24 protein-coding genes and 1 riboswitch are annotated in these 22,519 nt (G+C 70.9%); of the genes, 20 read left to right on the top strand and 4 right to left on the bottom strand.

Features of this window, described 5'->3' with window-relative positions; genetic code table 11:
* Window positions 1-43: 43 nt before the first annotated feature.
* The 11 genes from gspG to L3V18_RS09895 all read left to right on the top strand — a co-directional run bounded on the left by gspG (window position 44) and on the right by L3V18_RS09895 (window position 10,142).
* A complete protein-coding gene (gspG, locus tag L3V18_RS09945; RefSeq protein ID WP_237054517.1) occupies window positions 44-478 on the top strand; it encodes a type II secretion system major pseudopilin GspG in 435 nt (144 codons plus the stop codon).
* A 25-nt stretch (window positions 479-503) separates the two neighbouring features.
* On the top strand, window positions 504-974 hold the full coding sequence (gene xpsH, locus L3V18_RS09940; protein ID WP_237054516.1) for a type II secretion system protein XpsH: 471 nt from the start codon (window positions 504-506) through the stop codon (window positions 972-974).
* 50 nt (window positions 975-1,024) lie between these two features.
* A complete protein-coding gene (xpsI, locus tag L3V18_RS09935; protein WP_237054515.1) occupies window positions 1,025-1,480 on the top strand; it encodes a type II secretion system protein XpsI in 456 nt (151 codons plus the stop codon).
* 95 nt (window positions 1,481-1,575) lie between these two features.
* Window positions 1,576-2,217 carry a prepilin-type N-terminal cleavage/methylation domain-containing protein gene (locus tag L3V18_RS09930; protein WP_237054514.1) on the top strand — a complete coding sequence of 214 codons (642 nt, stop codon included), beginning with the start codon at window positions 1,576-1,578 and terminating at the stop codon, window positions 2,215-2,217.
* 230 nt (window positions 2,218-2,447) lie between these two features.
* Window positions 2,448-3,299, top strand: a complete 852-nt coding sequence (locus L3V18_RS09925; RefSeq protein ID WP_237054513.1) for a type II secretion system minor pseudopilin — start codon at window positions 2,448-2,450, stop codon at window positions 3,297-3,299.
* Entirely contained in the window at window positions 3,296-4,552 is a 1,257-nt protein-coding gene (locus L3V18_RS09920) for a PilN domain-containing protein (protein ID WP_237054512.1), read from the top strand. Before L3V18_RS09925 ends, L3V18_RS09920 begins: the two co-directional genes overlap by 4 nt.
* Window positions 4,539-5,303, top strand: a complete 765-nt coding sequence (gspM, locus tag L3V18_RS09915; protein ID WP_237054511.1) for a type II secretion system protein GspM — start codon at window positions 4,539-4,541, stop codon at window positions 5,301-5,303. The genes L3V18_RS09920 and gspM overlap by 14 nt, the downstream gene beginning before the upstream one ends.
* On the top strand, window positions 5,293-6,129 hold the full coding sequence (locus L3V18_RS09910) for a general secretion pathway protein GspN (protein ID WP_237054510.1): 837 nt from the start codon (window positions 5,293-5,295) through the stop codon (window positions 6,127-6,129). Before gspM ends, L3V18_RS09910 begins: the two co-directional genes overlap by 11 nt.
* Window positions 6,130-6,190: 61 nt before the next feature.
* Window positions 6,191-8,371 (top strand): type II secretion system secretin GspD, encoded by a 2,181-nt coding sequence (gene gspD, locus L3V18_RS09905; RefSeq protein ID WP_237054509.1) that lies wholly within the window; start codon window positions 6,191-6,193, stop codon window positions 8,369-8,371.
* Between the two features lie 44 nt (window positions 8,372-8,415).
* Entirely contained in the window at window positions 8,416-9,288 is an 873-nt protein-coding gene (locus tag L3V18_RS09900; protein ID WP_237054508.1) for a glycosyltransferase family 2 protein, read from the top strand.
* Entirely contained in the window at window positions 9,285-10,142 is an 858-nt protein-coding gene (locus tag L3V18_RS09895) for a glycosyltransferase family 2 protein (RefSeq protein WP_237054507.1), read from the top strand. Before L3V18_RS09900 ends, L3V18_RS09895 begins: the two co-directional genes overlap by 4 nt.
* Before the next feature lie 115 nt (window positions 10,143-10,257).
* Here the strand turns inward: L3V18_RS09895 and pyrF are convergent, their stop codons facing one another.
* The 4 genes from pyrF to ettA form a co-directional block, all read right to left on the bottom strand.
* Window positions 10,258-11,085 (bottom strand): orotidine-5'-phosphate decarboxylase, encoded by an 828-nt coding sequence (gene pyrF / locus L3V18_RS09890; protein WP_237054506.1) that lies wholly within the window; start codon window positions 11,083-11,085, stop codon window positions 10,258-10,260.
* Complete coding sequence (locus L3V18_RS09885; RefSeq protein ID WP_237054505.1) at window positions 11,082-11,531, bottom strand: cupin domain-containing protein; 450 nt, start codon at window positions 11,529-11,531, stop codon at window positions 11,082-11,084. Before L3V18_RS09885 ends, pyrF begins: the two co-directional genes overlap by 4 nt.
* A gap of 18 nt (window positions 11,532-11,549) precedes the next feature.
* On the bottom strand, window positions 11,550-12,287 hold the full coding sequence (map, locus tag L3V18_RS09880; protein ID WP_237054504.1) for a type I methionyl aminopeptidase: 738 nt from the start codon (window positions 12,285-12,287) through the stop codon (window positions 11,550-11,552).
* A gap of 61 nt (window positions 12,288-12,348) precedes the next feature.
* Complete coding sequence (ettA, locus tag L3V18_RS09875) at window positions 12,349-14,010, bottom strand: energy-dependent translational throttle protein EttA (RefSeq protein ID WP_237054503.1); 1,662 nt, start codon at window positions 14,008-14,010, stop codon at window positions 12,349-12,351.
* A gap of 196 nt (window positions 14,011-14,206) precedes the next feature.
* Here ettA and glyA point away from each other — a divergent pair, with 196 nt between their 5' ends.
* The 9 genes from glyA to thiL all read left to right on the top strand — a co-directional run bounded on the left by glyA (window position 14,207) and on the right by thiL (window position 22,415).
* Window positions 14,207-15,475, top strand: coding sequence for a serine hydroxymethyltransferase (gene glyA, locus L3V18_RS09870; RefSeq protein ID WP_237054502.1), 1,269 nt, complete (start codon window positions 14,207-14,209; stop codon window positions 15,473-15,475).
* Window positions 15,476-15,555: 80 nt separating this feature from the next.
* Window positions 15,556-16,074, top strand: coding sequence for a transcriptional regulator NrdR (gene nrdR / locus L3V18_RS09865; RefSeq protein ID WP_237054501.1), 519 nt, complete (start codon window positions 15,556-15,558; stop codon window positions 16,072-16,074).
* Between the two features lie 7 nt (window positions 16,075-16,081).
* The gene (gene ribD / locus L3V18_RS09860) at window positions 16,082-17,224 is read left to right on the top strand and encodes a bifunctional diaminohydroxyphosphoribosylaminopyrimidine deaminase/5-amino-6-(5-phosphoribosylamino)uracil reductase RibD (protein WP_237054500.1); all 1,143 of its coding nucleotides are present in this window, start codon (window positions 16,082-16,084) and stop codon (window positions 17,222-17,224) included.
* A 6-nt stretch (window positions 17,225-17,230) separates the two neighbouring features.
* Complete coding sequence (locus L3V18_RS09855; protein WP_237054499.1) at window positions 17,231-17,992, top strand: class I SAM-dependent methyltransferase; 762 nt, start codon at window positions 17,231-17,233, stop codon at window positions 17,990-17,992.
* A gap of 180 nt (window positions 17,993-18,172) precedes the next feature.
* A riboswitch (FMN riboswitch) is annotated at window positions 18,173-18,390 on the top strand.
* A gap of 136 nt (window positions 18,391-18,526) precedes the next feature.
* The gene (locus tag L3V18_RS09850; RefSeq protein WP_237054498.1) at window positions 18,527-19,138 is read left to right on the top strand and encodes a riboflavin synthase; all 612 of its coding nucleotides are present in this window, start codon (window positions 18,527-18,529) and stop codon (window positions 19,136-19,138) included.
* A complete protein-coding gene (gene ribB / locus L3V18_RS09845) occupies window positions 19,135-20,271 on the top strand; it encodes a 3,4-dihydroxy-2-butanone-4-phosphate synthase (protein WP_237054497.1) in 1,137 nt (378 codons plus the stop codon). The genes L3V18_RS09850 and ribB overlap by 4 nt, the downstream gene beginning before the upstream one ends.
* Window positions 20,272-20,366: 95 nt before the next feature.
* Window positions 20,367-20,879: a 6,7-dimethyl-8-ribityllumazine synthase gene (gene ribH / locus L3V18_RS09840; protein WP_237054496.1), complete on the top strand. Its 513-nt coding sequence runs from the start codon at window positions 20,367-20,369 to the stop codon at window positions 20,877-20,879.
* The gene (nusB, locus tag L3V18_RS09835; protein WP_237054495.1) at window positions 20,876-21,334 is read left to right on the top strand and encodes a transcription antitermination factor NusB; all 459 of its coding nucleotides are present in this window, start codon (window positions 20,876-20,878) and stop codon (window positions 21,332-21,334) included. Before ribH ends, nusB begins: the two co-directional genes overlap by 4 nt.
* Window positions 21,335-21,464: 130 nt before the next feature.
* A complete protein-coding gene (thiL, locus tag L3V18_RS09830; protein ID WP_237054494.1) occupies window positions 21,465-22,415 on the top strand; it encodes a thiamine-phosphate kinase in 951 nt (316 codons plus the stop codon).
* The last annotated feature ends 104 nt before the right edge of the window (window positions 22,416-22,519 follow it).

Genomic DNA, 22,519 nt, shown 5'->3' with positions numbered 1-22,519 from the left:
ATCACGCAATTCGCATAAACGCCAGATCACGAGGACGACCATCATGCGCAACCGCCGTTCCATCACCCGCAGCCCGTCCGCCAGCGCGCAGCGCGGCATGAGCCTGATCGAGATCATCATCGTGATCGTGCTGATCGGCGCGGTGCTGACCTTCGTCGGCAGCCGCGTACTCGGCGGGGCCGATCGTGCGAAGGCCAATCTCGCCAAGTCGCAGGTCACCACGATGGCGCAGAAGGTCGAGGCCTTCCAGATGGATACCGGCCGCCTGCCGACCACCCTCGACGAGCTGGTGACCGCTCCCGGCGACGCCCCGGGCTGGCTCGGCCCCTACGCCAAGGCGCAGGAGCTGAAGGATCCGTGGGGGCACGACATCGAATACCGCACGCCCGGCGAGAGCGGGCCGTTCGATCTGGTGATCCTCGGCAAGGACGGCAAGGTCGGAGGCACCAGCGTGGACGCCGACGTCCGCTACGAGTAAGCGACGTTTCCGTCGACGTCCTGCCATGAGCGCCCGGGCATCGAGCCGTCGCGTCCGCGGCGTTTCCCTGGTGGAGATGTTGCTGGTGGTCGCGCTGTTCGCGGTCGCGAGCCTGCTGGCGGCCGCGGCGATGACCGGCGGTTTCAGGGGCATGCAGTTGCGTTCGGCGGCCAAGGAGGTTGCTTCGCAGTTGCGCTACACCCGCGCGCAGGCGCTGGCGACCGGCGAGCCGCAACGTTTCGTGATCGATCCGCAGGCGCATCGCTGGGAGGCGCCGAACGGCCGTCACGGGGAGATTCCGGAAGCGGTCGGGATCCGCTTCACCGGCGCCCGAGAGGCGCAGGCGGCCGAGGGGCAGGGGGCGGTGCTGTTCTTCCGTGACGGCGCGGCGACGGGGGGGCGCATCCAGCTGAGCATCGAACAGGCGGCGTGGAACATCGACGTGGCGTGGCTCACCGGCGAGGTACGCCTGCGCCGGGCGGAGGCGGAACGGTGAAGCGCGCGACAGCTGCCGATGATCGGTGGACCGGCATGGCGGCTCCTTCCATGAGCGAGCCGTCGGCCTTCGGTTGCCGGCTCCGCCGGCAGCGGGGCTACACCCTGATCGAGGTCATCGTCGCCTTCGCCTTGCTGGCATTGGCGTTGACCCTGCTGCTTGGCACCCTGTCGGGCGCAGCCCGGCAGGTGCGCTGGTCCGGCGATGCCGGTCGCGCTGCACTGCACGCGCAGTCGCTGCTGGATCAGATGGGAGTCGGCACGCCCATCGAGCCGGGACAGGACCATGGTGAGTTCGAGGACGGCCGCTATCGCTGGAGCCTGGTGATCGCGCCCTGGGAGGATCCCGGGTTGCCGCCGGATGCACTGGAGCCCGCCGGCGGTGCATTCAACCGGCTGTACGAGCTGACCCTGGCGGTGGAGTGGGGCGAGGGTCGTCCCGGCGAGCGCCTGCAACTGAGGACCTTGCGCCTGGTGCAGGGCGACCCGCTGGAGGCCGTGCCATGAGCCGGATGCCGGCGGGGCCGGTGGCATGCGCGGGAGACAGGGCCGCAGGCTTTCAGGTCGCGGTTCCCCGTCCCATAGCCGGCTGCGGCGCATCTGTGAGGCCGAGCGGCCAGCGAGGCTTTACCCTGATCGAGGTGCTGCTGGCGACGGTGCTGCTCGCGGCCGGTCTGGCGCTGGCGTTCGCGACGCTCACCGCTGCGACCCGGACCGTGAACCGCGGCGAGGCGATGGCCCAGCGCGGCGAGCGTGAGCGTGCGGTGCTCGGTTTCCTGCGCCAGCGGCTGTCGGCGGCGCGCCCGGTGGCATTCGAGATGAACCAGGACACCGCCCTGCCGGTGCGCTTCGTCGGCGAACCCGACCGCATCCGCTTCGTCGCCGACCTGCCCGACTACCTCGGCCATGGCGGTCCCTATCTGCACGATTTCCGCATCGAGGCCGGCGACGACGGTGTGCGCGTCGTTCTCGCGCTGGCGGTGGTGCAGGCGGCGCAGACGTTCGAGGAGCCCGATCCGCGGCCGCCGGAGCTGCTGGTCGACCGGCTGGACGAGGCGCGTTTCCGCTATCGGGCGCTCGGCGTGGACGGCGCGCTGTCCGACTGGCAGGACCGCTGGGAGGCCAGCGAGCAGTTGCCGTTGCTGGTCGAGGTCACCCTGACCGATGTCGACGGCCGCGCCTGGCCGCCGCTGGTGGTCGCGTTGCCGCAGGCGGGCAGTCTGGCCGGCGGCGTGGTGCTGTGATGGGATTGGCGATGGGCGAGGCATGCGCGCAGGGCGCGCGACAGGTCGGCAGCGCGGGCCGACGTCGATGGGCCGGGACCGGCGTCGCCCGTCCTCAGGATGATCCGGGAGATGTCTTTTCGCGCCTTGCTCCATGTCCCCGTTGGCCACTCCCTGTTTCCGGCCGGGTCGCGTGCGGAGCGCAGGGCCGACGTTGCAGGCCCGGACAGCGTCCTTCGGCCGGCGCGGCCTTGCTGCTGGTGCTGTGGCTGATCACCCTGCTGACCGCGCTGGTGGGAGGCTTCGCGCTGGCGGCGCGGATCGAGGCGCTGCAGGGGCGGGTGCTGGTCAGCGGACTGGTCGCCGGCAATGCAGCGCGGGCCGGGATCGAATACGCGATGACCCGGGTCGATCAGACCGATCCGCGCCTGCAATGGCGTCCGGACGGCCAGCCCTACACCTGGCGCTACGGTGGTGCCGAGGTCGAGGTCCGGATCATCGACGAGAATGGCAAGGTCGACCTCAACCAGGCCGACATGAACCTGTTGACGGAACTGTTGCGGGTTCTGGGCAGCGAACAGACCGAAGCCGCACGGCTGGCGGCGGCGATCCTGGACTGGCGCGACACCGATCCGCTGACCCAGGCCGCCGGCGGCGCCGAGGACGCCGACTATGCGTCCGCCGGCCGCGCATACGGGGCCAAGGACGCCGAGTTCGAAAGCATCGCCGAGCTCGAGCAGGTGCTCGGCTTCACCCCGGAGATCTACGCCAGGATCGAGCCGCACGTGACCGTGTTCAGCGGCCTGCCGCGTCCGGACGGCGCGTTTGCTTCGGCCGAGGTGCTCGATGCGATGGGCATGGATGGCGAACTGGTGGTCGAACAGCGGCGGCAGGTCGATCCGGTGACCGGGCAGCCGCTGGGAGGCGCCGAAGGGCTGGGCCTCGTGGGCAGCCGGAGCGGCACGTATAGTATCGGCAGCCGCGCGCGGCTAGCGGATGGCCGTGAGACGGTGGTGCGCGCGGTGGTCCGCACGGGAGGCAGTGCCGTGCCAGGCATGGCGTATACCGTGTTGCGCTGGGAGGAGGGAGTGACACCACGATGACAGCTCTGCGAGACCGCCTCGGGGCGATCGGCCGCGGGTCGAAAAGCGGCATGGGCGCCCGGCTGTGGCCGGGAGCGGGCCGCTTCCTGGCCTGGTGGGGACGATCGCTCGCGTCCTGGCTGCCGTCGACGCTGCGCCGCGCCCTCGGCGTCGGCCGCGGACGGCTGATGCTGCAGGCCGCCGGCGACGAGATCCTGCTGTCGCGCCACCAGGACGAGGCTTTGCAGCCGCTCGGGCAGATTCCCGCGCCGCCTGCCGATGGCGACGCGATCGCATTCGCGGCCTCCGCGACCTCGGCCGATCCGCTGGACGGGCTGCTTGCGCCTCGCCTGGCCGAACTTCCGCGCTGGCTGCTGCTGCCGGCCTCGACCTGCCTGCGTCGGCGGCTGCGGTTGCCCGCGGCCGCGGCCGACCGGCTTCGCGACGTGGTCGGCTTCGAGGTCGACCGGCAGACGCCGTTCGCGGCAGAGGCGGTCGTCTACGACGCGCGCGTGCTCGGCCATCACGACGGCGACGGCCAGCTCGACGTCGAACTGGTCGTGGTGCCGCGCGCCGCGCTGGCGCCGCAGCGCGATGCGCTGGGCGCACTGGCCGCCGATCTCGCCGGTGTCGACGTGGCCGGTCCCGATGGCGTGCCGATCGGCGTCAACCTGCTGCCGCCATCCGAGCGCCGGCTGCAGCGGGATCCCTGGCGGCTCTGGAACTGGGGCCTGGCCGCGCTGGCGGTGACCGCCTGCGGTCTGATGTTGTGGCAGGTGCTGGAGAACCGCCGTGCTGCCGCGGACGTCTTCGAACAGCAGATCGGCGCCCAGGCCGCCGCCGGTCGCCAGGCCGCGGCCCAGCGCCAGCGCCTGGTGTCGCTGATCAAGGGGCAGGCCTTCCTCGATACCCAGCGGGCCGCGCGTCCGACTGCCGTCGAGGTCATTGACGAGCTGACCCGCCGCCTGCCCGACAGCACCTATCTGGAGAAGCTCTCGCTCGAGGACCGCCGGATGATGCTGATTGGGCTCAGCAGCGAGGCGCCGGCCCTGATCGGCCGCCTGCAGGGGGCCGGGCAATGGCGCTCGCCGGCACTGGCCGGAGCGCTGCAGCCGGATCCGGCCAGCGGCCGCGATCGCTTCACCCTGACCGCGGAGCTGACCGCGGCTCCGTCGCGGCCGGCCGGAGCGGAAGCAGCGCCGGCGCAGGCGCCCGCGGCGGCCTCCGATGCCGCCGATCCGGACGACGGGGAGGGCGACGATGACGCCGAGTAAGCGCGATCGCTGGCTGGCGCTGGCGCTGTTGGCGGGCCTGCTGCTGCTGGCCTACGCCGTGCTGGTGCATCCCTGGTGGACCGTGCCGATGCGCGAGCTCGACGGGCGGATCGCCACCCTGCAGGAGCGCGAGCTGCGCCTGCGTGCCCAGATCGAGCAGGCCCCGGTGGTCGAGCAGCGGCTCGCACAGCTCGCCGAGCGGCAGGCGAACCGCCCCGGCTTCATGCCCGAGGCCAACGCCGAGCTGGCGACCGCCGCGTTGATCCAGCGGCTCGAGGCGGTGGTCGCCGAGGCCAGCCCGGGCAACCGCAGTTGCGCCATCGTCAACCGGTCGCCGCTGGAGCCCAGCAACCGCGATCCGTACACCCGCGTCACCGTGCAGGTCCGGCTCAAGTGCGGCAGCCCGGAAACCGCCGCGGTGCTGCATGCGCTGGAGAGCGGGTCGCCGCGCCTGTTCGTCGGCAACCTCAACATCCTGGTCCAGCGCATGTACTTCGCGCCGGGAACCGGTCGCAGCAGCAGCGATGGCGGTCTCGACGTCAGCTTCGACCTGTACGGCTACCTGCCCCCCGGAAACCTCGGCGATGGAGGCGACCGGGGCGGAACGCCGGTAGCGCGAGGAACGGCTCCGGATGCTTCGCGGGCAGGCCGCCACGAACCCGCCGGCGACGGCGACCGGGCAGGGCGCATCGCCGTCCGCCCGCTATCGACCAGGCGGATTTCCCTGCTGGAGGCGCGCGATGCGGGTTGAGAACATCGGTCCGCGCAGCTGGCTGTTGATCGCCGTCGCCGGCTGGGCCGTGCTGGCGCTGCTGCTGGCGTTCGCCGGCATGGGCGGCAGGGTCGAGCCGCTCGCGATGGGCGAGGGGCTGCTCGAACCGCTGCCGGCCGCGGTACCGGACGAGCGGCAGCCGTCGCTGGGACCGCTGGCCCAATACGCCGAGATCGGTGCCCGGCCACTGTTCAGCAGCGATCGCAAGCCCAAGCCGTTCTCGTTGCAGGGCGAAAGCGAGGAGGCCGACGACAGTGCCTTCGATTACCAGCTGACCAGCGTGCTGATCACCCCGCAGCTGCGGATGGCGATCCTGCAGCCGGCCGACGGCAGCGAGTCGGTCCGGGTCAAGCTCGATGCCGCACCGGAGTCGCACCCGGCCTGGCGGTTGGTCGAACTCAATGCGCGGTCGGCGGTGTTCGACGGCCCCGAGGGGCGCCGGACCCTGGGTCTGCGCGTGTTCGACGGCCAGGGCGGACAGGCGCCGACCCAGATCAGCGCGCAGGATCCCGGGGGGCGCAACGGCGCGCCGCCTCCGCCTCCGCCACCGGGCCTGCCGGCGCCGCCGCGCGACCCGGCTCCACCGGCGCCGTCCGCCCCGGCACCGGGCAGCGTCGCCGATGCCGCCGAGCCCAAGTCGGATGCGCCGGCGATCACCCCCGAGGCGCAGATGGAGGCGATCCGCCAGCGCATCCAGGCACGCCGTGCGGCGCTGCGCGAGCAGGCGCAGAACCGACCGCCTCCGCCGACCCCACCGGCTCCGTCGCCCAGTCCATCGCCCAACCCGCCCGAACAGAGCCGGTAGAGTGCACGCAATGAATCGACCGAACCTTTCCTTCGCTCCGTCCCATGCTCCGCGTTCCGCCATGGCCCGGCCCTGGCTGCTGGCGGCCTCGATCGCGATGCTGCTCAACGCCTGCGCCAGCGCGCCCACGCCGCGGATCAGCCGCGATGCCGACCTGCAGCCCCGCACCGGGAGCGCGACGGCCGCGGCCGCCGGTACTGCGGATGCCGCCGATGCCGAACCGCTGGACGAAGTGCTGGGTCCGCAGCCGCAGATCCGCCGCGGCAGCGGCGAGGTCATCAACCGCAGTGCCGCCGCCGCGCCGCCGCCGAATCTCGGCGCGACCAGCGGCGAGGCCACCTTCAACTTCGAGGGCGAGTCGTTGCATGCGGTGGTCAAGGCCATCCTCGGCGACATGCTCGGCCAGAACTACGTGATCGCGCCCGGCGTGCAGGGGACGGTCACCCTCGCCACGCCAAAGCCTGTCAGCCCGGCCAGCGCGTTGAGCCTGCTGGAGATGGTGCTGGGCTGGAACAACGCCCGAATGATCTACGCCGACGGCCGCTACAACATCGTGCCGGCCGACCAGGCGGTGCCTGGCAACGTCGCGCCGCGGACCGGCGGCGCGGTCGGCGCGCGCGGCTTCGAGGTCCGCGCGGTGCCGTTGCGCTACATCTCCGCCGAGGAGATGAAAAAGGTGCTGGAACCGTATGCGCGGCCCAATGCGATCGTCTCCACCGATCCGGCACGCAACGTGATCAGCATCGGCGGCACCCGTGCCGAGCTGGAGAACTACCTGCGCACGATCGAGATCTTCGACGTCGACTGGCTGTCGGGGATGTCGGTCGGTGTGTTTCCGATCCAGTCCGGCAAGGCCAGCGGCGTGGTTGCCGACCTGGAGAAGGTGTTCGGCGAGCAGAGCAAGTCGCCGGTTGCCGGCATGTTCCGCTTCATGCCGCTGGACGGCGCCAACGCGGTGCTGGTGATCACGCCGCAGGCCGAGTACCTGGACGACATCCAGCAATGGCTGGAGCGGATCGACAGCGCCGGCGGCGACATGCAGCTGTTCTCCTACGAGCTCAAGTACATCGACGCCGGCGAACTGGCCGAGCGGCTGGCCGAGGTGTTCGGTGCGAGCAGCAGTGGCAACGGCAACCGCCGCGGCGGCGCGCCGTCGCTGATGCCGGGGCTGGAACCGGTCGAGCTGCAGGACGGCGGCAACGGCAGCGTCGCCAACATCGGCGGCAAGGGCGACTCCGGCGGCAGCGGTGGCGACATCGGCAGCATGTCGCTGAGCCAGCGCCAGGCCGGCAATGGCAGCGTGACCCTGGAGGTCGAGGGCGCGCAGGTCGGCGTGTCGGCGATCGCGGAAACCAACTCGCTGCTGGTGCGCGGCTCGCCGGCCGCGTGGAAGTCGATCCGCGACGTGATCGAGCGCCTCGACGTGATGCCGATGCAGGTGCATATCGAGGCGCAGATCGCCCTGGTCACCCTGACCGGTGACCTCAGCTACGGCGTCAACTGGTTCTTCGAGCGCGCGGTGACCGACAACGGCCTGCCCAGCGCGGTCGGTCGCGACACCTGGAGCACGCTGGCGGGCAGCGTGATGCCGCGCAACGACAGCGGCGGTGGCGGCCTGTCCTGGACCTTCCTCGGCCGCAATGCCGCCGCCGTGATCAACGCGCTCGACCAGGTCACCGACGTACAGATGCTGCAGTCGCCGTCGCTGTTCGTGCGCAACAACACCGAGGCGACCTTCAACGTCGGCAGCCGGATCCCGATCCAGTCGGTCACCTTCAATCCCAACCTCGGCAGCGGCGACACCATCGGCCAGGTGCAGTATCTGGACACCGGCACCATCCTCAAGGTGCGCCCGCGCATCACCAGGGACGACATGGTCTTCCTCGACATCGTCCAGGAGGTCAGCGCGCCGGGCGACGAGCCCGACGACAACGGCAACGTCCGCATCGACACCCGCAAGCTCAAGACCGAGGCGGCGGTGCGCAGCGGCGACACCGTGGTGCTGGCAGGGCTGATCACCGACCGCAACAGCCGCGGTTCCTCAGGCTTTCCGGGGCTGAGCCGGATCCCGGTGATCGGCGGCCTGTTCGGGCGCCAGAGCAGCGGTTCGGCGCGCGAGGAGACCATCATCCTGCTGACCCCGAAGATCGTGCGCAGCCCGCAGGAGGCGCGCAACCTGACCGACGAATACGGACGCCGTTTCCGCGCGCTGGAGCCGCTCAACCGCGCGCCGGAGCGCTGAGTCGCGCATGCGCGGCGTCGGGATCGTCGAGCGAAGCGGAATAGATGGCTGAACTGCCGATCGTCATCGTGCCGGTCGGCGCCGACGATGACGCGCTGGACGCCTGCCTCGGAGCGCTGGAAGCGTCGACGAGGCCCGGCACGCGGGTATGGCTGGCGGACGACGCCCAGGTCGGGCCGCGCGGCTACGCGATCATCGAGCGCTGGATGGCGCGTACCGCGTTGCAGGCCGACTACACGAGGCGCCAGCGTGGCATCGGCGAGGTCGCCCATCTGGACGAAGTGTTCGCAGCCTGTGGCGATGCCGATGTCGCGGTCGTCGCACCCGACGCGTTGCCAACGCCCGGCTGGCTTGGCCGCCTGGCCGGTTGCCTGCGCGCCGACGGCGCCATCGCCACCGCCACGCCCTGGTGCAACGCGGGCGAGGCGGCGGCCTGGCCACGCATCGGCGAGATCTCGCCGGTCCCGGACGAGCCGTTGCGGCTGGCGCGGGCGGCCGCGGCGATGCCGGCGCTGTGTCCGGAACTGCCGGCCGCGGTCGGGCACGCGGTGCTGATCCGCGGCGCGGCGCGGGCCAGGACGGGTGGCCTGGACACCGCCAGCTACGGTTCCTGGTACGCGGCGTTGATCGACCTGTCGCTGCGGCTGGCGGGGCTGGGCTGGCGCAACGTCCTGTGCGACACCGCCTTCGTCGCCCGGGCCGGCGAGGGCACGCCGTTCGACGGCGACATGGAGCGGTTGGCGGTCCGCTGGCCGGACTGGCATGCGCGGCTGGCCGGCTTCCTGATGCGCGATCCGCTGCGCGATCCGCGCGCTAGGCTGGCCGCACGGGTGTCCGAGGTGGGGCCGCCGGATCCGCAGCGCGACCTGTTCTGGGACGACGAAGCGCCGCCGGCCGCCGCGGAGGACCGTCAATGAGCGCTACACCGCCGGCAGGCAGCATCGCCGCGATCGTGGTCAGCCACTGCAGTGCCGAAACCATCGACGACTGCCTGCTGCGGCTGCGCTCCAGCGATGGCGTAGGCGAAATCCGGGTGGTCGACAACGCGTCCGAGGACGGCACCGTCGACATCGTCCAGCGCCATGCGGCGAGCGATCCGCGCGTGCGTTTCATCGCCAATCCGGACAACCCCGGCTTCGCGGTGGCCTGCAACCAGGGCGCGGCCGACAGCGGCGCGCCGTGGCTGGCCTTCGTCAATCCCGACTGCCTGCCCGAGACCGACGTCCTGGCGCGCATGCGTGCACTGGCCGAAACGCTGCCGATGCCGCTGCTCGGTGCCGACCTGGTCGACGAGGGCGGCGTCCGCGATGCGGCCTCTCGGCGCCGCGATCCCGACTTCGCATCGATGCTTCGGGCCGCTCGGCGGGCACGACGGACGATGGCGGTGCCGCCGGACGATACGCTGGAACTGCAGCCAGTGGACGCGGTGTCCGGAGCGTTGATGCTGATGCCGAGGACGCTGTTCGATGGCATCGGAGGCTTCGACGAGGGCTACCGGCTGCATGCCGAGGATCTGGACCTGTGCCGGCGCGCGCGGGCCGCGGGCGCGACGGTCGCGGTTGCGAACCGGGTGCGCGTGCTGCACGTGCGCGGCGTGTCCAGCCGCAGCAGGCCGCTGTTCGTGGAGTGGCACAAGCATCGTGGCCTGTGGCGCTACTTCAAGAAGTTCGAGGCTGCGCGCCGCAGCCTGCCGGTCAGGACGTTGGTGTTCGCCGCGATCTGGACGCGGCTTCCGTTCGCGCTGGCGCGTGCCTGCTGGCGCAGCCGCTAGAGAGCCGGCATGCAGTCCGGCGGGCGCGGAGCAAGCCGCGATCAGGCCTTCATCAAAGGCACACTGCCGCCGGGTCGAGGCGATGCGGGTCGCGGGTCAGGCCCGGTCCGGGCGCTCAGCGGTACCGGTTGATCTGGTCGCGCAGGGCGCGCGCCGCGGTGGCGGCGGCATCCGTGTAGTCGTCGCCCGCCGACGCGTACAGCACCGCGCGCGAGCTGCTGACGATCATCCCGCTGCCGTCGGCGCTTTTCGCGTTGGCCACCACCGCGGCCACGTCGCCGCCCTGGGCGCCGACGCCGGGAATCAGCAGCGGCAGCCCGCCGACGATCGCGCGGACCTCGCGCAACTGTTCGGGCCAGGTCGCGCCGACCACCAGCGCGCAGTTGCCGTTGCCGTTCCAGTCGCGGGCGATCTTCTCGGCGACGTGCTGGTACAGCGGGCGACGGCCGCCGTCGCTTCCTGCGACGGGCAGGTCCTGCAGGTCGCCGGCGCCCGGGTTGGAGGTCCGGCACAGAATCACCACCCCGCGGTCGGCGCGGTCGAGGAACGGCTGCACGGAGTCGCGGCCGAGATATGGGTTCACGGTCACCGCGTCGGCTGCGTAGCGGTCGAACGCCTCGCCGGCGTAGTGGGCGGCAGTGCTGCCGATGTCGCCGCGCTTGCTGTCGAGGATCACCGGGATGCCGGGGTGGCTCTGGTGGATGTGCTCGATCAGGCGCAGCAACGCGCTCTCCGCACCGAGCGCGGCGAAGTGCGCGATCTGCGGCTTGAACGCGCAGACGTAGCCGGCGGTCGCATCGACGATGTCGCGGCAGAACTGGAACACCGCATCGGGCGCATCGTTGAACCGTGTCGGGAAGCGCGACGGCTCGGGATCCAGACCGACGCAGACCAGGCTGTCGGCGCGCTCCCAGCGCGTGCGCAGTGCTTGCATGAAACTCATCGTCGGCTCCGGAAGCGAGCGCCCGCGCGCTCGGTAGGGTTGTCCGTTCTTGCGGAAACAGCGCGGCCGGCCATCCGCTTGGCGCGCGGAGAGATCATCGTCGGGTGGTCCACGGCATCGTCGCCACGGCAGCCGCCGGCTTCCGGGCGGACCATGTCCGCGCCGCCGCGATCGACCCGCCGGCGCCGGTCCACCGGCACCGGATGGCCTTCAGGGACATGGGCGAACTCCTTCTCGCGGGCATGCGCGTGACCCAGCGCCAATGCCATGCCCGGCAGCAGCCGGGCGTGGGTCACGCCGAGCGTGGAGAAGCTGGACCGGGCACCGGGAAAACGCGTCTGGAGCCCGGCAACACGCGGGGAGACCGGTTCCGGGCAGCCCGGCCCGGGCCGGAACGGCAGCCCGTCGACGTCGATTGCCGAAGGATTCGGCTTGTTCGCGCTCATCGCGGGCCTCCTGCGGGTTCAGGTCACGACGATCGGTTCGCCGCGGGTGACGATCACGGTGTGCTCGAACTGCGCTGCATGACCGCGCGGACAGACCATCGACCAGCCGTCGTCGGCTTCCACGGTGCGGGTGCAGTGGGTGGACAGGAACGGCTCGACCGTGATCACCATGCCGTCGTGCAGGCGGCGGGTGTCGCGCGGATCGTAGTGGCCGGGAATGCTGCCCGGTGCCTCGTGCAGGGCGCGGCCGATCCCGTGGCTGCCGAGGTCACGGATCACCCGGAAGCCGCGACGCGCGGCGACCGCCTCGACGGTGCGGCCGATGCTGTTGAGCGGGTTGTCCGCACGCAGCTGGGCGATCGCGGCGTCGCGCGCTTCGCGGGCGGCATCGAGCAGGCGTCGCTGGCGCGCGCTCGGCGCGCCGACCACGAAACTGGCGCCGGTGTCCGCGAAATAGCCGTCCAGCTCGGCCGATACGTCGATGTTGACCAGATCTCCGTCGCGCAGCACGGTCGCGTCGGGGATACCGTGCGCGGCCACCGAGTTGAGGCTGATGCAGGTCGCGGCCGGAAAGCCGTAGGTCAGCGTGGGCGCCGGGCGTGCGCCGGCGGCCCGCATCAGTTCCGCGCCGAGGGCGTCCAGGTCGCGCGAGACCGCACCGGCCACCGCCGCCTCGCGCATCCGCGCGAGGACGTCCGCCACCAGCGCGCCGGCGCGGCGCAATCCGTCGATGTCGTCCTGGTGCTGGATGGTCATGCGGCGGTCCTCGCGGGGCCGGCCGGCGTCTTCGCCGGCCGGTGGAGCAGGGTTGCTGCGGTTACTTCAGCGCCTTGAAACGCAGCCGGTGCGGGCCGGCGTCGTCGCCGAGGCGGCGCTTCTTGTCTTCCTCGTACTCGCGGTAGTTGCCCTGGAAGAACTCCACGTGCGAGTCGCCCTCGAACGCGAGGATGTGGGTCGCGATGCGGTCCAGGAACCAGCGGTCGTGGCTGATCACGAAGGTGTTGCCCGGGAACTCCAGCAGCGCGTCCTCGAGCGCGCGCAGGGTCTCGACGTCAAGGTCGTTCGACGGCTCGTCGAGCAGCAGCACGTTGCCGCCCTGCAGCAGGGTCTTGGCCATGTGCAGGCGACCACGCTCGCCGCCGGACAGGCTGCCGACCATCTTCTGCTGGTCCTGGCCCTTGAAGTTGAAGCGGCCGATGTAGGCGCGCGACTGGATCTCGATGCCGTTGATGTTGAGGATGTCGAGGCCGCCGGAGACTTCCTGGAACACGTTGTGGTTGCCTTCCAGCTTGTCGCGGCTCTGGTCGACGTAGGCCAGCTTCACGGTCGGGCCGATGTTGATCTCGCCCGAGTCCGGCTTTTCCTGGCCGGTGATCATCTTGAACAGGGTCGACTTGCCGGCGCCGTTGGGGCCGATGATGCCGACGATCGCGCCCGGCGGCACGATGAAGCTCAGGTCGTCGATCAGCAGGCGGTCGCCGAACTTCTTGCTGACGTTCCTGAACTCGATCACCGAGTTGCCCAGGCGCTCGCCCGGCGGGATGAAGATCTCGTTGGTCTCGTTGCGCTTCTGGTACTCGACGGACTGCAGCTCGTCGAGACGGGCCAGGCGCGCCTTGCCCTTGCTGCGGCCGCCCTTGGCGTTCTGGCGGGCCCACTCCAGTTCCTTGGCGATCGCCTTCTGGCGCGCCTTCTCCTGGTTCTCCTCCTGCTTCAGGCGCTCTTCCTTCTGCACCAGCCAGTCGGTGTAGTTGCCCTTCCACGGGATGCCGCGGCCGCGGTCGAGCTCAAGGATCCACTCGGCGGCGTTGTCGAGGAAGTAACGATCGTGGGTGACCGCGACGACGGTGCCGGGGAAACGGGCCAGGAACTGCTCCAGCCATTCGACGGATTCTGCGTCGAGGTGGTTGGTCGGCTCGTCGAGCAGCAGCATGTCGGGCTTGCTCAGCAGCAGCCGGCACAGCGCGACGCGGCGCTTCTCGCCACCGGACAGCGGGCCGATCTTCGCGTCCCACGGCGGCAGCCGCAGGGCGTCGGCGGCGACTTCGAGCTGCTGCTCGAGCAGGTGGGCGTCGCCCGAGGCCAGGATCGCCTCCAGCCGTTCCTGTTCCTTCGCCAGCGCGTCGAAGTCGGCGTTCTCTTCGGCGTAGGCCGCATAGACCTCGTCCAGCCGCTGCTGTGCCTGCAGGATCTCGCCGACGCCTTCCTCGACGGCCTCGCGGACGGTCTTCTCGGGGTCGAGCTGCGGTTCCTGCGCCAGGTAGCCGACCTTGATTCCCGGCTGCGGCCGCGCCTCGCCCTGGAAATCGGTGTCCACGCCGGCCATGATCCTGAGCACCGTCGACTTGCCGGCGCCGTTCAGGCCGAGCAGGCCGATCTTGGCGCCCGGGAAGAACGACAGCGAGATGTCCTTGATGATCTGGCGCTTCGGCGGGACCGTCTTGGACACGCCGTTCATGGTGTAGATGTATTGCGACATGGGGCTCGGACTCCGCGTGCGGACGGCGGCCGGCTGCACGGGGGCAGGGCCGCGGGGATTCGGACAGAAGACCGCCAATTATCCCGGAAGCCCGACGGCGACGCCAGCCGGCATGCCGCCGGAACATCGGGGGCGTTCAAGTTTCGCGTAGACTCCGAGGCTTCCCTCCCACGCCACACAACCGTCTGGAGCCGCAATGTTTCCGCGCGACGCCCGCATCGAAGGATTTGACCCCGAACTGGCCCAGGCCATCGCCGACGAGGCGCGCCGCCAGGAAGACCATGTCGAGCTGATCGCCAGCGAGAACTACGCCAGTCCGCGGGTGATGGAGGCGCAGGGCAGCGTGCTGACCAACAAGTATGCCGAGGGCTATCCGGGCAAGCGCTACTACGGCGGCTGCGAGTACGTCGACGTCGCCGAGACCCTGGCGATCGAGCGGCTGAAGCAGTTGTTCGGGGGCGGCTCCACCGATGGCATGTACGCCAACGTCCAGCCACATTCCGGCAGCCAGGCCAACCAGGCGGTCTACCTTGCCCTGCTGGAGCCGGGCGACACCATCCTGGGCATGTCGCTCGCCCATGGCGGTCACCTGACCCACGGCGCCAAGGTCAACGTTTCCGGCAAGCTGTTCAATGCGGTCCAGTACGGCGTGAACGACCAGGGCCTGATCGACTACGACGAGGTCGAGAAGCTCGCGGTCGAGCACCAGCCGAAGATGGTCGTGGCCGGGTTCTCGGCCTATTCGCAGAAGATCGACTGGGCGCGCTTCCGCGCGATCGCCGACAAGGTCGGTGCGTACCTGTTCGTCGACATGGCCCACGTCGCGGGTCTGGTCGCCGCCGGCGTCTACCCGAACCCGCTGCCGCATGCGCACGTGGTCACCTCGACCACCCACAAGACCCTGCGCGGCCCGCGCGGCGGCATCATCGTCGCCCAGGACCCGTCCGAGGAGCTGGTCAAGAAGCTGCAGAGCATCGTCTTTCCCGGCATCCAGGGCGGCCCGCTGATGCATGTGATCGCGGCCAAGGCGGTCGCGTTCAAGGAGGCGCTGGAGCCGGCGTTCACCGAATATCAGCAGCAGGTGGTGAAGAACGCCCAGGCGATGGCGAAGACCATCATCGAGCGCGGCTACAAGATCGTCTCCGGCGGCACCGAGAACCACCTGATGCTGATCGACATGATCGGCAAGGGCGTGACCGGCAAGGCGGCCGAGGCGGCGCTGGGCAAGGCCCACATCACCGTCAACAAGAACGCGGTGCCGAACGACCCGCAGAAGCCGTTCGTGACCTCGGGCCTGCGCATCGGCACCCCGGCGGTGACCACCCGAGGCTACCGGGAGGCCGACTGCGTCGAGCTGGCGCACTGGATCTGCGACGTGCTCGACGCGCCGGACGACGGGGACGTGATCGCCGCGGTGCGCGGGAAGGTCACCGCTCAGTGCCGGAAGTTCCCGGTGTACGGCTGAGGACGACGCAGGGGAAAGGGAGCAGGACGCGGGAAAGGCGCCGCTTCCCAATCCTCCGCCTCCATTGACACTCGCTGCCGATGCATTGCCCCTTCTGCCAACACACCGATACCCGCGTGATCGACTCGCGGGTGTCCGACGACGGCGCGACGATCCGCCGTCGCCGCGTCTGCGAGGCCTGTGGGGAGCGTTTTTCGACCCTGGAGACGATCGAGCTCAAGCTGCCGGCGATCATCAAGAGCGACGGCCGCCGCGAGGCCTTCGATGCGCGCAAGCTGCGCGCCGGCTTCGACCGCGCGCTGCAGAAGCGGCCGGTGTCGGAGGAGCAGATCGAGGCGGCCGTGCGCGCGGTCGTCCATCAGCTGCGGATGACCGCCGAACGCGAATTGCCGTCGCTGCGGGTCGGCGAGTTCGTGATGGCCGAGCTGCGCAAGCTCGATCATGTCGCCTACGTGCGTTTCGCGTCGGTCTATCGCGCGTTCGAGGACGTCGCCGATTTCCGCGAGGAGCTCGACCGGCTGGAAAGCGACCACGCAGGCGAGGGCCAGCTTCCGCTGCTGGACAGCGAGCCGGCGCCGACCAAGGGCCGCAAGCGATGAGACAGGCATGACCTCGACCCCGAATTCCGAAGAGCGAGTCGCGGCTCCCGCTTTCAGCTCTGGCGATCACGCGTTCATGGCGCGTGCGCTGCGCCTGGCCGAGCGCGGCGCCTGGACCACCAAGCCCAATCCGATGGTCGGCTGTGTATTGGTCCGCGACGACGACGTCGTCGGCGAAGGCTGGCACCAGCGCGCCGGCGGCGCGCACGCGGAGGTCCATGCGCTGCAGGCGGCCGGCGACCGGGCCCGCGGCGCGACCGCGTACGTGACCCTCGAGCCGTGCGCGCATACCGGGCGCACCGGCCCATGCGCCGAGGCGCTGGTCGCGGCCGGGGTCGCGCGCGTGGTCGCGGCGATGCGCGACCCGTTCCCACAGGTGTCGGGGCAGGGTTTCGAACGCCTGCGCGCGGCCGGGATCGCGGTCGAGTCGGGGTTGATGGAGGCGCAGGCGCGGCAGCTGAACCGCGGCTTCCTGTCGCGGATCGAGCGCGGTCGGCCGTGGGTGCGGGTCAAGCTCGCGACCAGCCTCGACGGCCGCACCGCGCTCGCCAGCGGCGAGTCGAAGTGGATCAGCGGCGAGGCCTCGCGGCGCGACGTGCAGTACTGGCGCGCCCGCAGCGGCGCGATCCTGACCGGCGCCGGCACCGTGCTGGTCGACGATCCGCAGCTGACCGTGCGCCTGGAGGATGGGGAAGAGGAGTTCGTGCCGCCGCTGCGGGTGGTGCTCGACCCCGGCCTGGCCACGGTCGCCCGTGGCCGCATCCGCGAGGGCGATGCGCCGACGCTCTACATCCATGCCCCGGACGCGAAGCCGCCGCGCGGCCTGAGCGCGCAGGTGGCGTCGGTGCCGGTGAGGGCGGGACGTTTCGATCTGGAGGCGGTGCTGCGGCTGTTGGCCGAGCGCCACCACGTCAACGAGGTCCAGGTGGAGTCCGGCGCGACGCTGGCCGGGGCCCTGCTGGCGGCGAACCTCGTCGACGAAGTGCTGCTGTATGTGGCGCCGGTACTGATGGGCGCGCAGGCGCGGCCGCTGTTCAGCGGCCTGGACATCGGTTCGATGGCCGAGCGGCTGCAACTGTCGCTGATCGAGACCCGGCAACTGGGCGAGGACACCCGGCTGCTGCTGCAGCCGGCTGCTCCGGCGGGCTGAGGCCGGATGGCGCCGGAGCGGTTCAACGACCATTTCTCCGGCGTCGCCGAAGCCTACGCTGCCGCGCGTCCGGAATATCCGGACGCGCTGTTCGAGGCCTTGGCCGCCGTGGTGCCGGCCACCGCGAGGGTCTGGGAGCCGGGCTGCGGCAGCGGTCAGGCGACCCGCGGGCTGGCCGCGCGCTTCGCCCATGTCCATGCCACCGATCCCAGCGACGCGCAGCTGGCGCGGCACTGGGCGGCCGGACGGGCCGGCGGCGTCAGCCTGGCGGTGGAACCCGGCGAGCGGACGGGGCTGGCCGATGCCAGCGTGCAACTGGTTGCGGTCGCGCAGGCCCTGCACTGGTTCGACCGCCCCCGCTTCTTCGCCGAATGCGGACGCGTGCTCGCGCCGGGCGGCGTGCTCGCGGCCTGGGGCTATGCCGACTTCCTGCCTCCGGAGGGCATGCTCGACGCGGTGGCCGACTACCGCACGCAGATCGAGCCGCACTGGCCGCCGGAGCGGGCCGAGGTCGACAGTGCCTATGCCGGCTACGACTGGCCGTTTCCGGCGCTGCCGGCGCCTGCGCTGTGGTTGGAGGCGGACTGGTCGCTGCCGCGTTTCCTGCGTTACCTGGCAAGCAGTTCGGCACGCGCCCGTTGCCAGGCCGAAACCGGCGACGACCCGGTCGCCCGCCATGCCGGTGCGCTCGCCGCGGCATGGGGCGATCCGGACGAGGTGCGCCGGATCAGCTGGCCGCTGTTCCTGCATCTGCGCCGAAAGGTTTGATTGGCCACGGATCTACGCGGATCGACGCGGATAAAGCTTCGGATGCGCTTTTGATCCGCGTGCATCCGTGTTGATCCGTGGCACAAGACGCTTTGGAACACAGCGTTCGGAACGGGTAGTGGCGTCCGGGTGCTAGAATCCCCGCGCCGGCTGCCTTCCGGGGCCTGCCGGCAACACACACGACGTCTTCAGGGCGGGGTGGAATTCCCCACCGGCGGTAGGCGCCGCGTTCCCCGGAACGCCGCGCGAGCCCGCGAGCGCTTTCCGGCACCTCGCAGTCCCACGTGGACTTCAGGGTCTTCCGGGAAGGTCAGCAGATCCGGTCCGATGCCGGAGCCGACGGTCATGCCCTGCCGGTCGAACCGGCGGGCCCAGAGTCCGGATGAAAGAAGACGGCAACGTACGTCCCGCGGTCCGCCCACGGGGCGGGCGTGCCTCATGCCTTAAGACGTTTTTCGCTCACTGCCTGCGGGAAACGTTCATGAACCACATCCACAACCCCGACCCTGCGGCCTCCGTCCGGGAGGTGCGCTGATGTTCACCGGCATCATCGAGGGCGTCGGCCGGCTGGCGGCGGCCGAGCCGCTCGGCGGCGACGTCCGCCTGCGCATCGACGCCGGCAGCCTGCCGTTCGACGACGTCCGCCTCGGCGAGAGCATCGCCGTCAACGGCGTCTGCCTGACCGTGATCGATTTCGACGCACACGGATTTTCCGCCGATGCGTCCACCGAGACCCTGGCGCTGACCACGCTGGGCGGGCTCCGGCAGGGCGCCCCGGTCAACCTTGAACGGGCGATGCGGCCGAGCGACCGGCTCGGCGGGCACCTGGTCAGCGGCCACGTCGACGGCATCGGCCGGGTCGTCTCGATCGCCGAGGACGCGCGCGCCCAGCGCTGGCGCTTCGCTGCGCCGGCGGCACTGCTGCGGTACGTCGCGAAGAAGGGTTCGATCTGCGTCGACGGCGTCAGCCTGACGGTCAATGCGGTCGATGACGAGGGCTTCGAGGTCGCGCTGGTGCCGCATACCGTCGCCCACACCGTGTTCGCCCACACCGGCGCCGGCGATGCGGTCAACCTGGAGGTCGACACGGTCGCGCGCTACGTCGAACGCTTGCTTGCAGGTCGCGGAGAGGAGGGCGCCGCATGAGCTTCGCGCCGATTCCCGAACTGCTGGAGGAGATCCGCAACGGCCGCATGGTGGTGATCGTCGACGACGAGGACCGCGAGAACGAGGGCGACCTGATCATGGCCGCCGAGCTGGTCAAGCCGTCGGACATCAACTTCATGGTCACCCATGCGCGCGGCCTGGTCTGCCTGTCGCTGACGCGCGAGCGCTGCGCCCAGCTGGGGCTGCCGCCGATGGTCCGCGACAATACCTCCCAGCACCATACCAACTTCACCGTCAGCATCGAGGCCGCGGAGGGCGTGACCACCGGCATCAGCGCCTACGACCGCGCCCACACCGTGCGCACCGCGGTGCGTCCGGACGCCAAGCCCAGCGACCTGCACCAGCCCGGCCACATCTTTCCGCTGCAGGCGCAGCCCGGCGGCGTGCTCAACCGTGCCGGACACACCGAGGCCGCCGCCGACCTGGCGATGCTGGCCGGGCTGGAGCCGGCCGGCGTGCTGGTGGAGATACTCAATGCCGACGGCACGATGGCGCGGCGTCCGCAGTTGGAGGCCTTCGCCCGCGAACACGGCCTGAAGATCGGCTCGATCGAAGAGCTGATCCGCTACCGGCTCGAGACCGAGCACACGGTCGAGCGGGTCGATGCGCGGCCGATCGAGACCGAACACGGCGAGTTCCAGCTGGTCACCTACCGCGACCGCCTGGACCATGGTCTGCATTTCGCGCTGACGCGCGGCGAGATGGAGGCATCGATCCCGACCCTGGTCCGCGTACACGTGCTCAACCCGCTCGCCGACGCGCTGCACTGGCGGCGCCCCGACTTCGGGCCGGCGATCGGCGAGGTGCTCGCGACGATCGCCGCCGGGGAGCGCGGCGTGCTGGTGCTGTTGGGCGAGCAGCCGGGCCCGGATGCGCTGCTGCGGCGGATCCGGACGGAGTTGCCGGCGGAGGCGGCGCGCGCCGATGCCGAACCGGCCGGCGACGGCGGCGGGCGCGGCCAGGCCCTGAGCGAGTGGCGCCGCAACGGCGTCGGCAGCCAGATCCTCGCCGACCTGGGCCTGGGCAGACTGCGGGTGCTCGGCACTCCGCGCAAACAGATCGGCCTGGCCGGCTTCGGCCTGGAGGTGGTGGAGTACGTCGAGCCCCTCTGATGGGCAGGGGCCGCCGGTCGCCGCCGGCCGTGGCCCTTTGTCACAAGCCAGCCGCTAAACTGACACCTTTCACGCGACACGACCCGAATCCGCCCATGTCCCATATCGAAGGCGATCTGCGCAGCCCTGCCGGCGCGCGTTACGCGATCATCGCCAGCCGCTGGAATCCACGCATCACCGACACCCTCGTCGCCGGTGCCCGCAAGACCTTCGTCGAGAACGGCGTCGCCGAATCGGCGGTCGACGTGATCCGGGTGCCGGGCGCGTGGGAAATCCCGGTCACGGCCGCGCGCCTGGCGGAGGCGGGCGGCCACGCCGCGATCGTCGCGCTGGGCTGCGTGGTCCGCGGCGACACCCGCCATTACGAGCAGGTCGCCGACGGCTGTTCCGACGCATTGATGAGGGTCTCGCTCGACTACGGCGTGCCCGTCGCCAATGGCGTGCTCGCGGTCGACCGGTTCGAGGATGCCGAGGCCCGCGCCGGCGGCAGCCACGGCAACAAGGGCGAGGAGGCCGCGCTGGTCGCGATCGAGATGGCCCACCTGCTGTCGCAGCTCCCGGCGGGCTTCGACGTTCCCGGTGAAGCGCTGATGGAGAAGGCCTCGTGAACCGCCGTCGTCCGGACGGGATCGATCCCGTCGCCCGCACCCGCGCCCGCCGCCGTGCGCTGCAGGCGGTCTACGCCTGGCAGATGTCGGGCGCGCCGGTGCGCGAGATCCTCGCCCAGTTCGCCCACGAGCAGGCGCGCGAGCACGCCGACCTGGCCTACTTCGAAGACCTGGTGACCGGCGTCGACACGCATCTGAAGGACATCGACGAGGCGCTGCTGCCGTTCCTGGACCGTACCGTCGAGGAAGTCGATCCAATTGAGCGCGCCGGTCTGCGCATCGCCGCCTACGAGTTGCGCCACCGCCTGGACGTGCCGTACCGGGTTGTGATCAACGAGGCGATCGAGAGCGTCAAGAAGTTCGGCACCGAGCACGGTCACACCTATGTCAATGGCGTGCTCGACCAGGCCGCTGCCGACTGGCGCGCGGCCGAGGTCAGCGCCGCGCGCGGCTGAGGCCGGGCCGGGTATCGCACCCGGTGGGAGCGCCTGCCCGCTGTCGCGGGCATGGTCCGCCGACGATCGCGGTGCGCGATCGCGGCGCATCGCGCGCCCTGGCGGCGCCAATCCAGGAGGCGAGCGGCATATGCCCGAGTTCGAACTCATCGACCGGATCCGCGCACGGGCCGCCGTTCGCGACGACGTGATCCTGGGCATCGGCGACGATGCCGCCCTCCTGCAGGTGCCGCCGGGCCGTCATCTGGTCGTCGCGATGGACACGCTGAACACCGGTGTGCACTTTCCCCGCGACACGGCCGCCGCCGACATCGGCTGGAAGGCGCTTGCGGTCAACCTGTCCGACCTCGCCGCGATGGGTGCCGAGCCGGCGTGGTGCACGTTGTCGCTGTCGCTGCCGGAGAGCGACGAGGACTGGGTCGATGGCTTTCTCGACGGCTTCCTGGCGCTGGCTGCCGGGCATCGCGTCGCTCTGGTCGGCGGCGATACCACCCGCGGACCGCTGTCGGTCTGTGTGACGGTGCACGGCTTCGTCGAGCCGGGCCGCGCGCTGCGTCGCGACGCAGCGCGGGTCGGCGATGCGGTCTGGATCAGCGGTACGCTCGGCGATGCCGCCGCGGCGCTGGCCTTGCTGGATGCCGCGGCACCGGTGCCCCCGCCGCTGCGCGAGCGTCTCGACCGACCGCAGCCGCGCGTCGGCCTCGGTCGCTCGCTGGCCGGCATCGCCCATGCCTGCATCGACGTGTCCGACGGACTGCTCGCCGACCTCGATCACGTCTGCGCGGCCAGCGGCGTTGGCATGCGCATCGCGCTGGATGCATTGCCGGCGTCGGAGGCGCTGCGCGAAGCCTGCGACGCCACTGCCCGCGCCGCATTCCAGGCGGTCGGCGGCGACGACTACGAACTGGCCTTCAGCGCGCCCGCGGATGCCGATGCGGCGGTGCTGGCCGCGGCATCGGCGGCGGGCGTCGCCGCGAGCCGCATCGGCGAGGTCGTGACCGGCGAGCGGGTGCGGGTGTTCGACGCCGGCGGCACCGAGTGGCAGCCGCCGCGCCGGGGATACGCGCATTTCGACGGCTGAAGCTGCGGCGGCGGGATGCGGCATCCCGTGGATCGCCGGCCGGCCTGGCCGGCGTCGGCTGTCGTCATGTGGGATGTTGATTCTTTAACGCGGCGTTCATCCGC

The sequence above is a fragment of the Marilutibacter chinensis genome (assembly GCF_021725675.1).
GTDB lineage: Bacteria > Pseudomonadota > Gammaproteobacteria > Xanthomonadales > Xanthomonadaceae > Marilutibacter > Marilutibacter chinensis.
Note: the sequence above shows the minus strand (reverse complement) of the source record. Positions and strands in the feature narration are given on the sequence as shown.

Coding starts and splice junctions, on each gene's coding strand:
- gspD (WP_237054509.1), top strand. CDS start 6,191: ATGGCCCGGCCCTGGCTGCTGGCGGCCTCGATCGCGATGCTGCTCAAC.
- ribB (WP_237054497.1), top strand. CDS start 19,135: ATGAGCTTCGCGCCGATTCCCGAACTGCTGGAGGAGATCCGCAACGGC.
- L3V18_RS09885 (WP_237054505.1), bottom strand. CDS start 11,531: ATGAGCGCGAACAAGCCGAATCCTTCGGCAATCGACGTCGACGGGCTG.
- gspG (WP_237054517.1), top strand. CDS start 44: ATGCGCAACCGCCGTTCCATCACCCGCAGCCCGTCCGCCAGCGCGCAG.
- ribH (WP_237054496.1), top strand. CDS start 20,367: ATGTCCCATATCGAAGGCGATCTGCGCAGCCCTGCCGGCGCGCGTTAC.
- glyA (WP_237054502.1), top strand. CDS start 14,207: ATGTTTCCGCGCGACGCCCGCATCGAAGGATTTGACCCCGAACTGGCC.
- L3V18_RS09855 (WP_237054499.1), top strand. CDS start 17,231: ATGGCGCCGGAGCGGTTCAACGACCATTTCTCCGGCGTCGCCGAAGCC.
- map (WP_237054504.1), bottom strand. CDS start 12,287: ATGACCATCCAGCACCAGGACGACATCGACGGATTGCGCCGCGCCGGC.
- pyrF (WP_237054506.1), bottom strand. CDS start 11,085: ATGAGTTTCATGCAAGCACTGCGCACGCGCTGGGAGCGCGCCGACAGC.
- ribD (WP_237054500.1), top strand. CDS start 16,082: ATGACCTCGACCCCGAATTCCGAAGAGCGAGTCGCGGCTCCCGCTTTC.
- nrdR (WP_237054501.1), top strand. CDS start 15,556: ATGCATTGCCCCTTCTGCCAACACACCGATACCCGCGTGATCGACTCG.
- gspM (WP_237054511.1), top strand. CDS start 4,539: ATGACGCCGAGTAAGCGCGATCGCTGGCTGGCGCTGGCGCTGTTGGCG.
- L3V18_RS09850 (WP_237054498.1), top strand. CDS start 18,527: ATGTTCACCGGCATCATCGAGGGCGTCGGCCGGCTGGCGGCGGCCGAG.
- L3V18_RS09900 (WP_237054508.1), top strand. CDS start 8,416: ATGGCTGAACTGCCGATCGTCATCGTGCCGGTCGGCGCCGACGATGAC.
- L3V18_RS09920 (WP_237054512.1), top strand. CDS start 3,296: ATGACAGCTCTGCGAGACCGCCTCGGGGCGATCGGCCGCGGGTCGAAA.
- thiL (WP_237054494.1), top strand. CDS start 21,465: ATGCCCGAGTTCGAACTCATCGACCGGATCCGCGCACGGGCCGCCGTT.
- xpsH (WP_237054516.1), top strand. CDS start 504: ATGAGCGCCCGGGCATCGAGCCGTCGCGTCCGCGGCGTTTCCCTGGTG.
- L3V18_RS09910 (WP_237054510.1), top strand. CDS start 5,293: ATGCGGGTTGAGAACATCGGTCCGCGCAGCTGGCTGTTGATCGCCGTC.
- L3V18_RS09895 (WP_237054507.1), top strand. CDS start 9,285: ATGAGCGCTACACCGCCGGCAGGCAGCATCGCCGCGATCGTGGTCAGC.
- ettA (WP_237054503.1), bottom strand. CDS start 14,010: ATGTCGCAATACATCTACACCATGAACGGCGTGTCCAAGACGGTCCCG.
- xpsI (WP_237054515.1), top strand. CDS start 1,025: ATGAGCGAGCCGTCGGCCTTCGGTTGCCGGCTCCGCCGGCAGCGGGGC.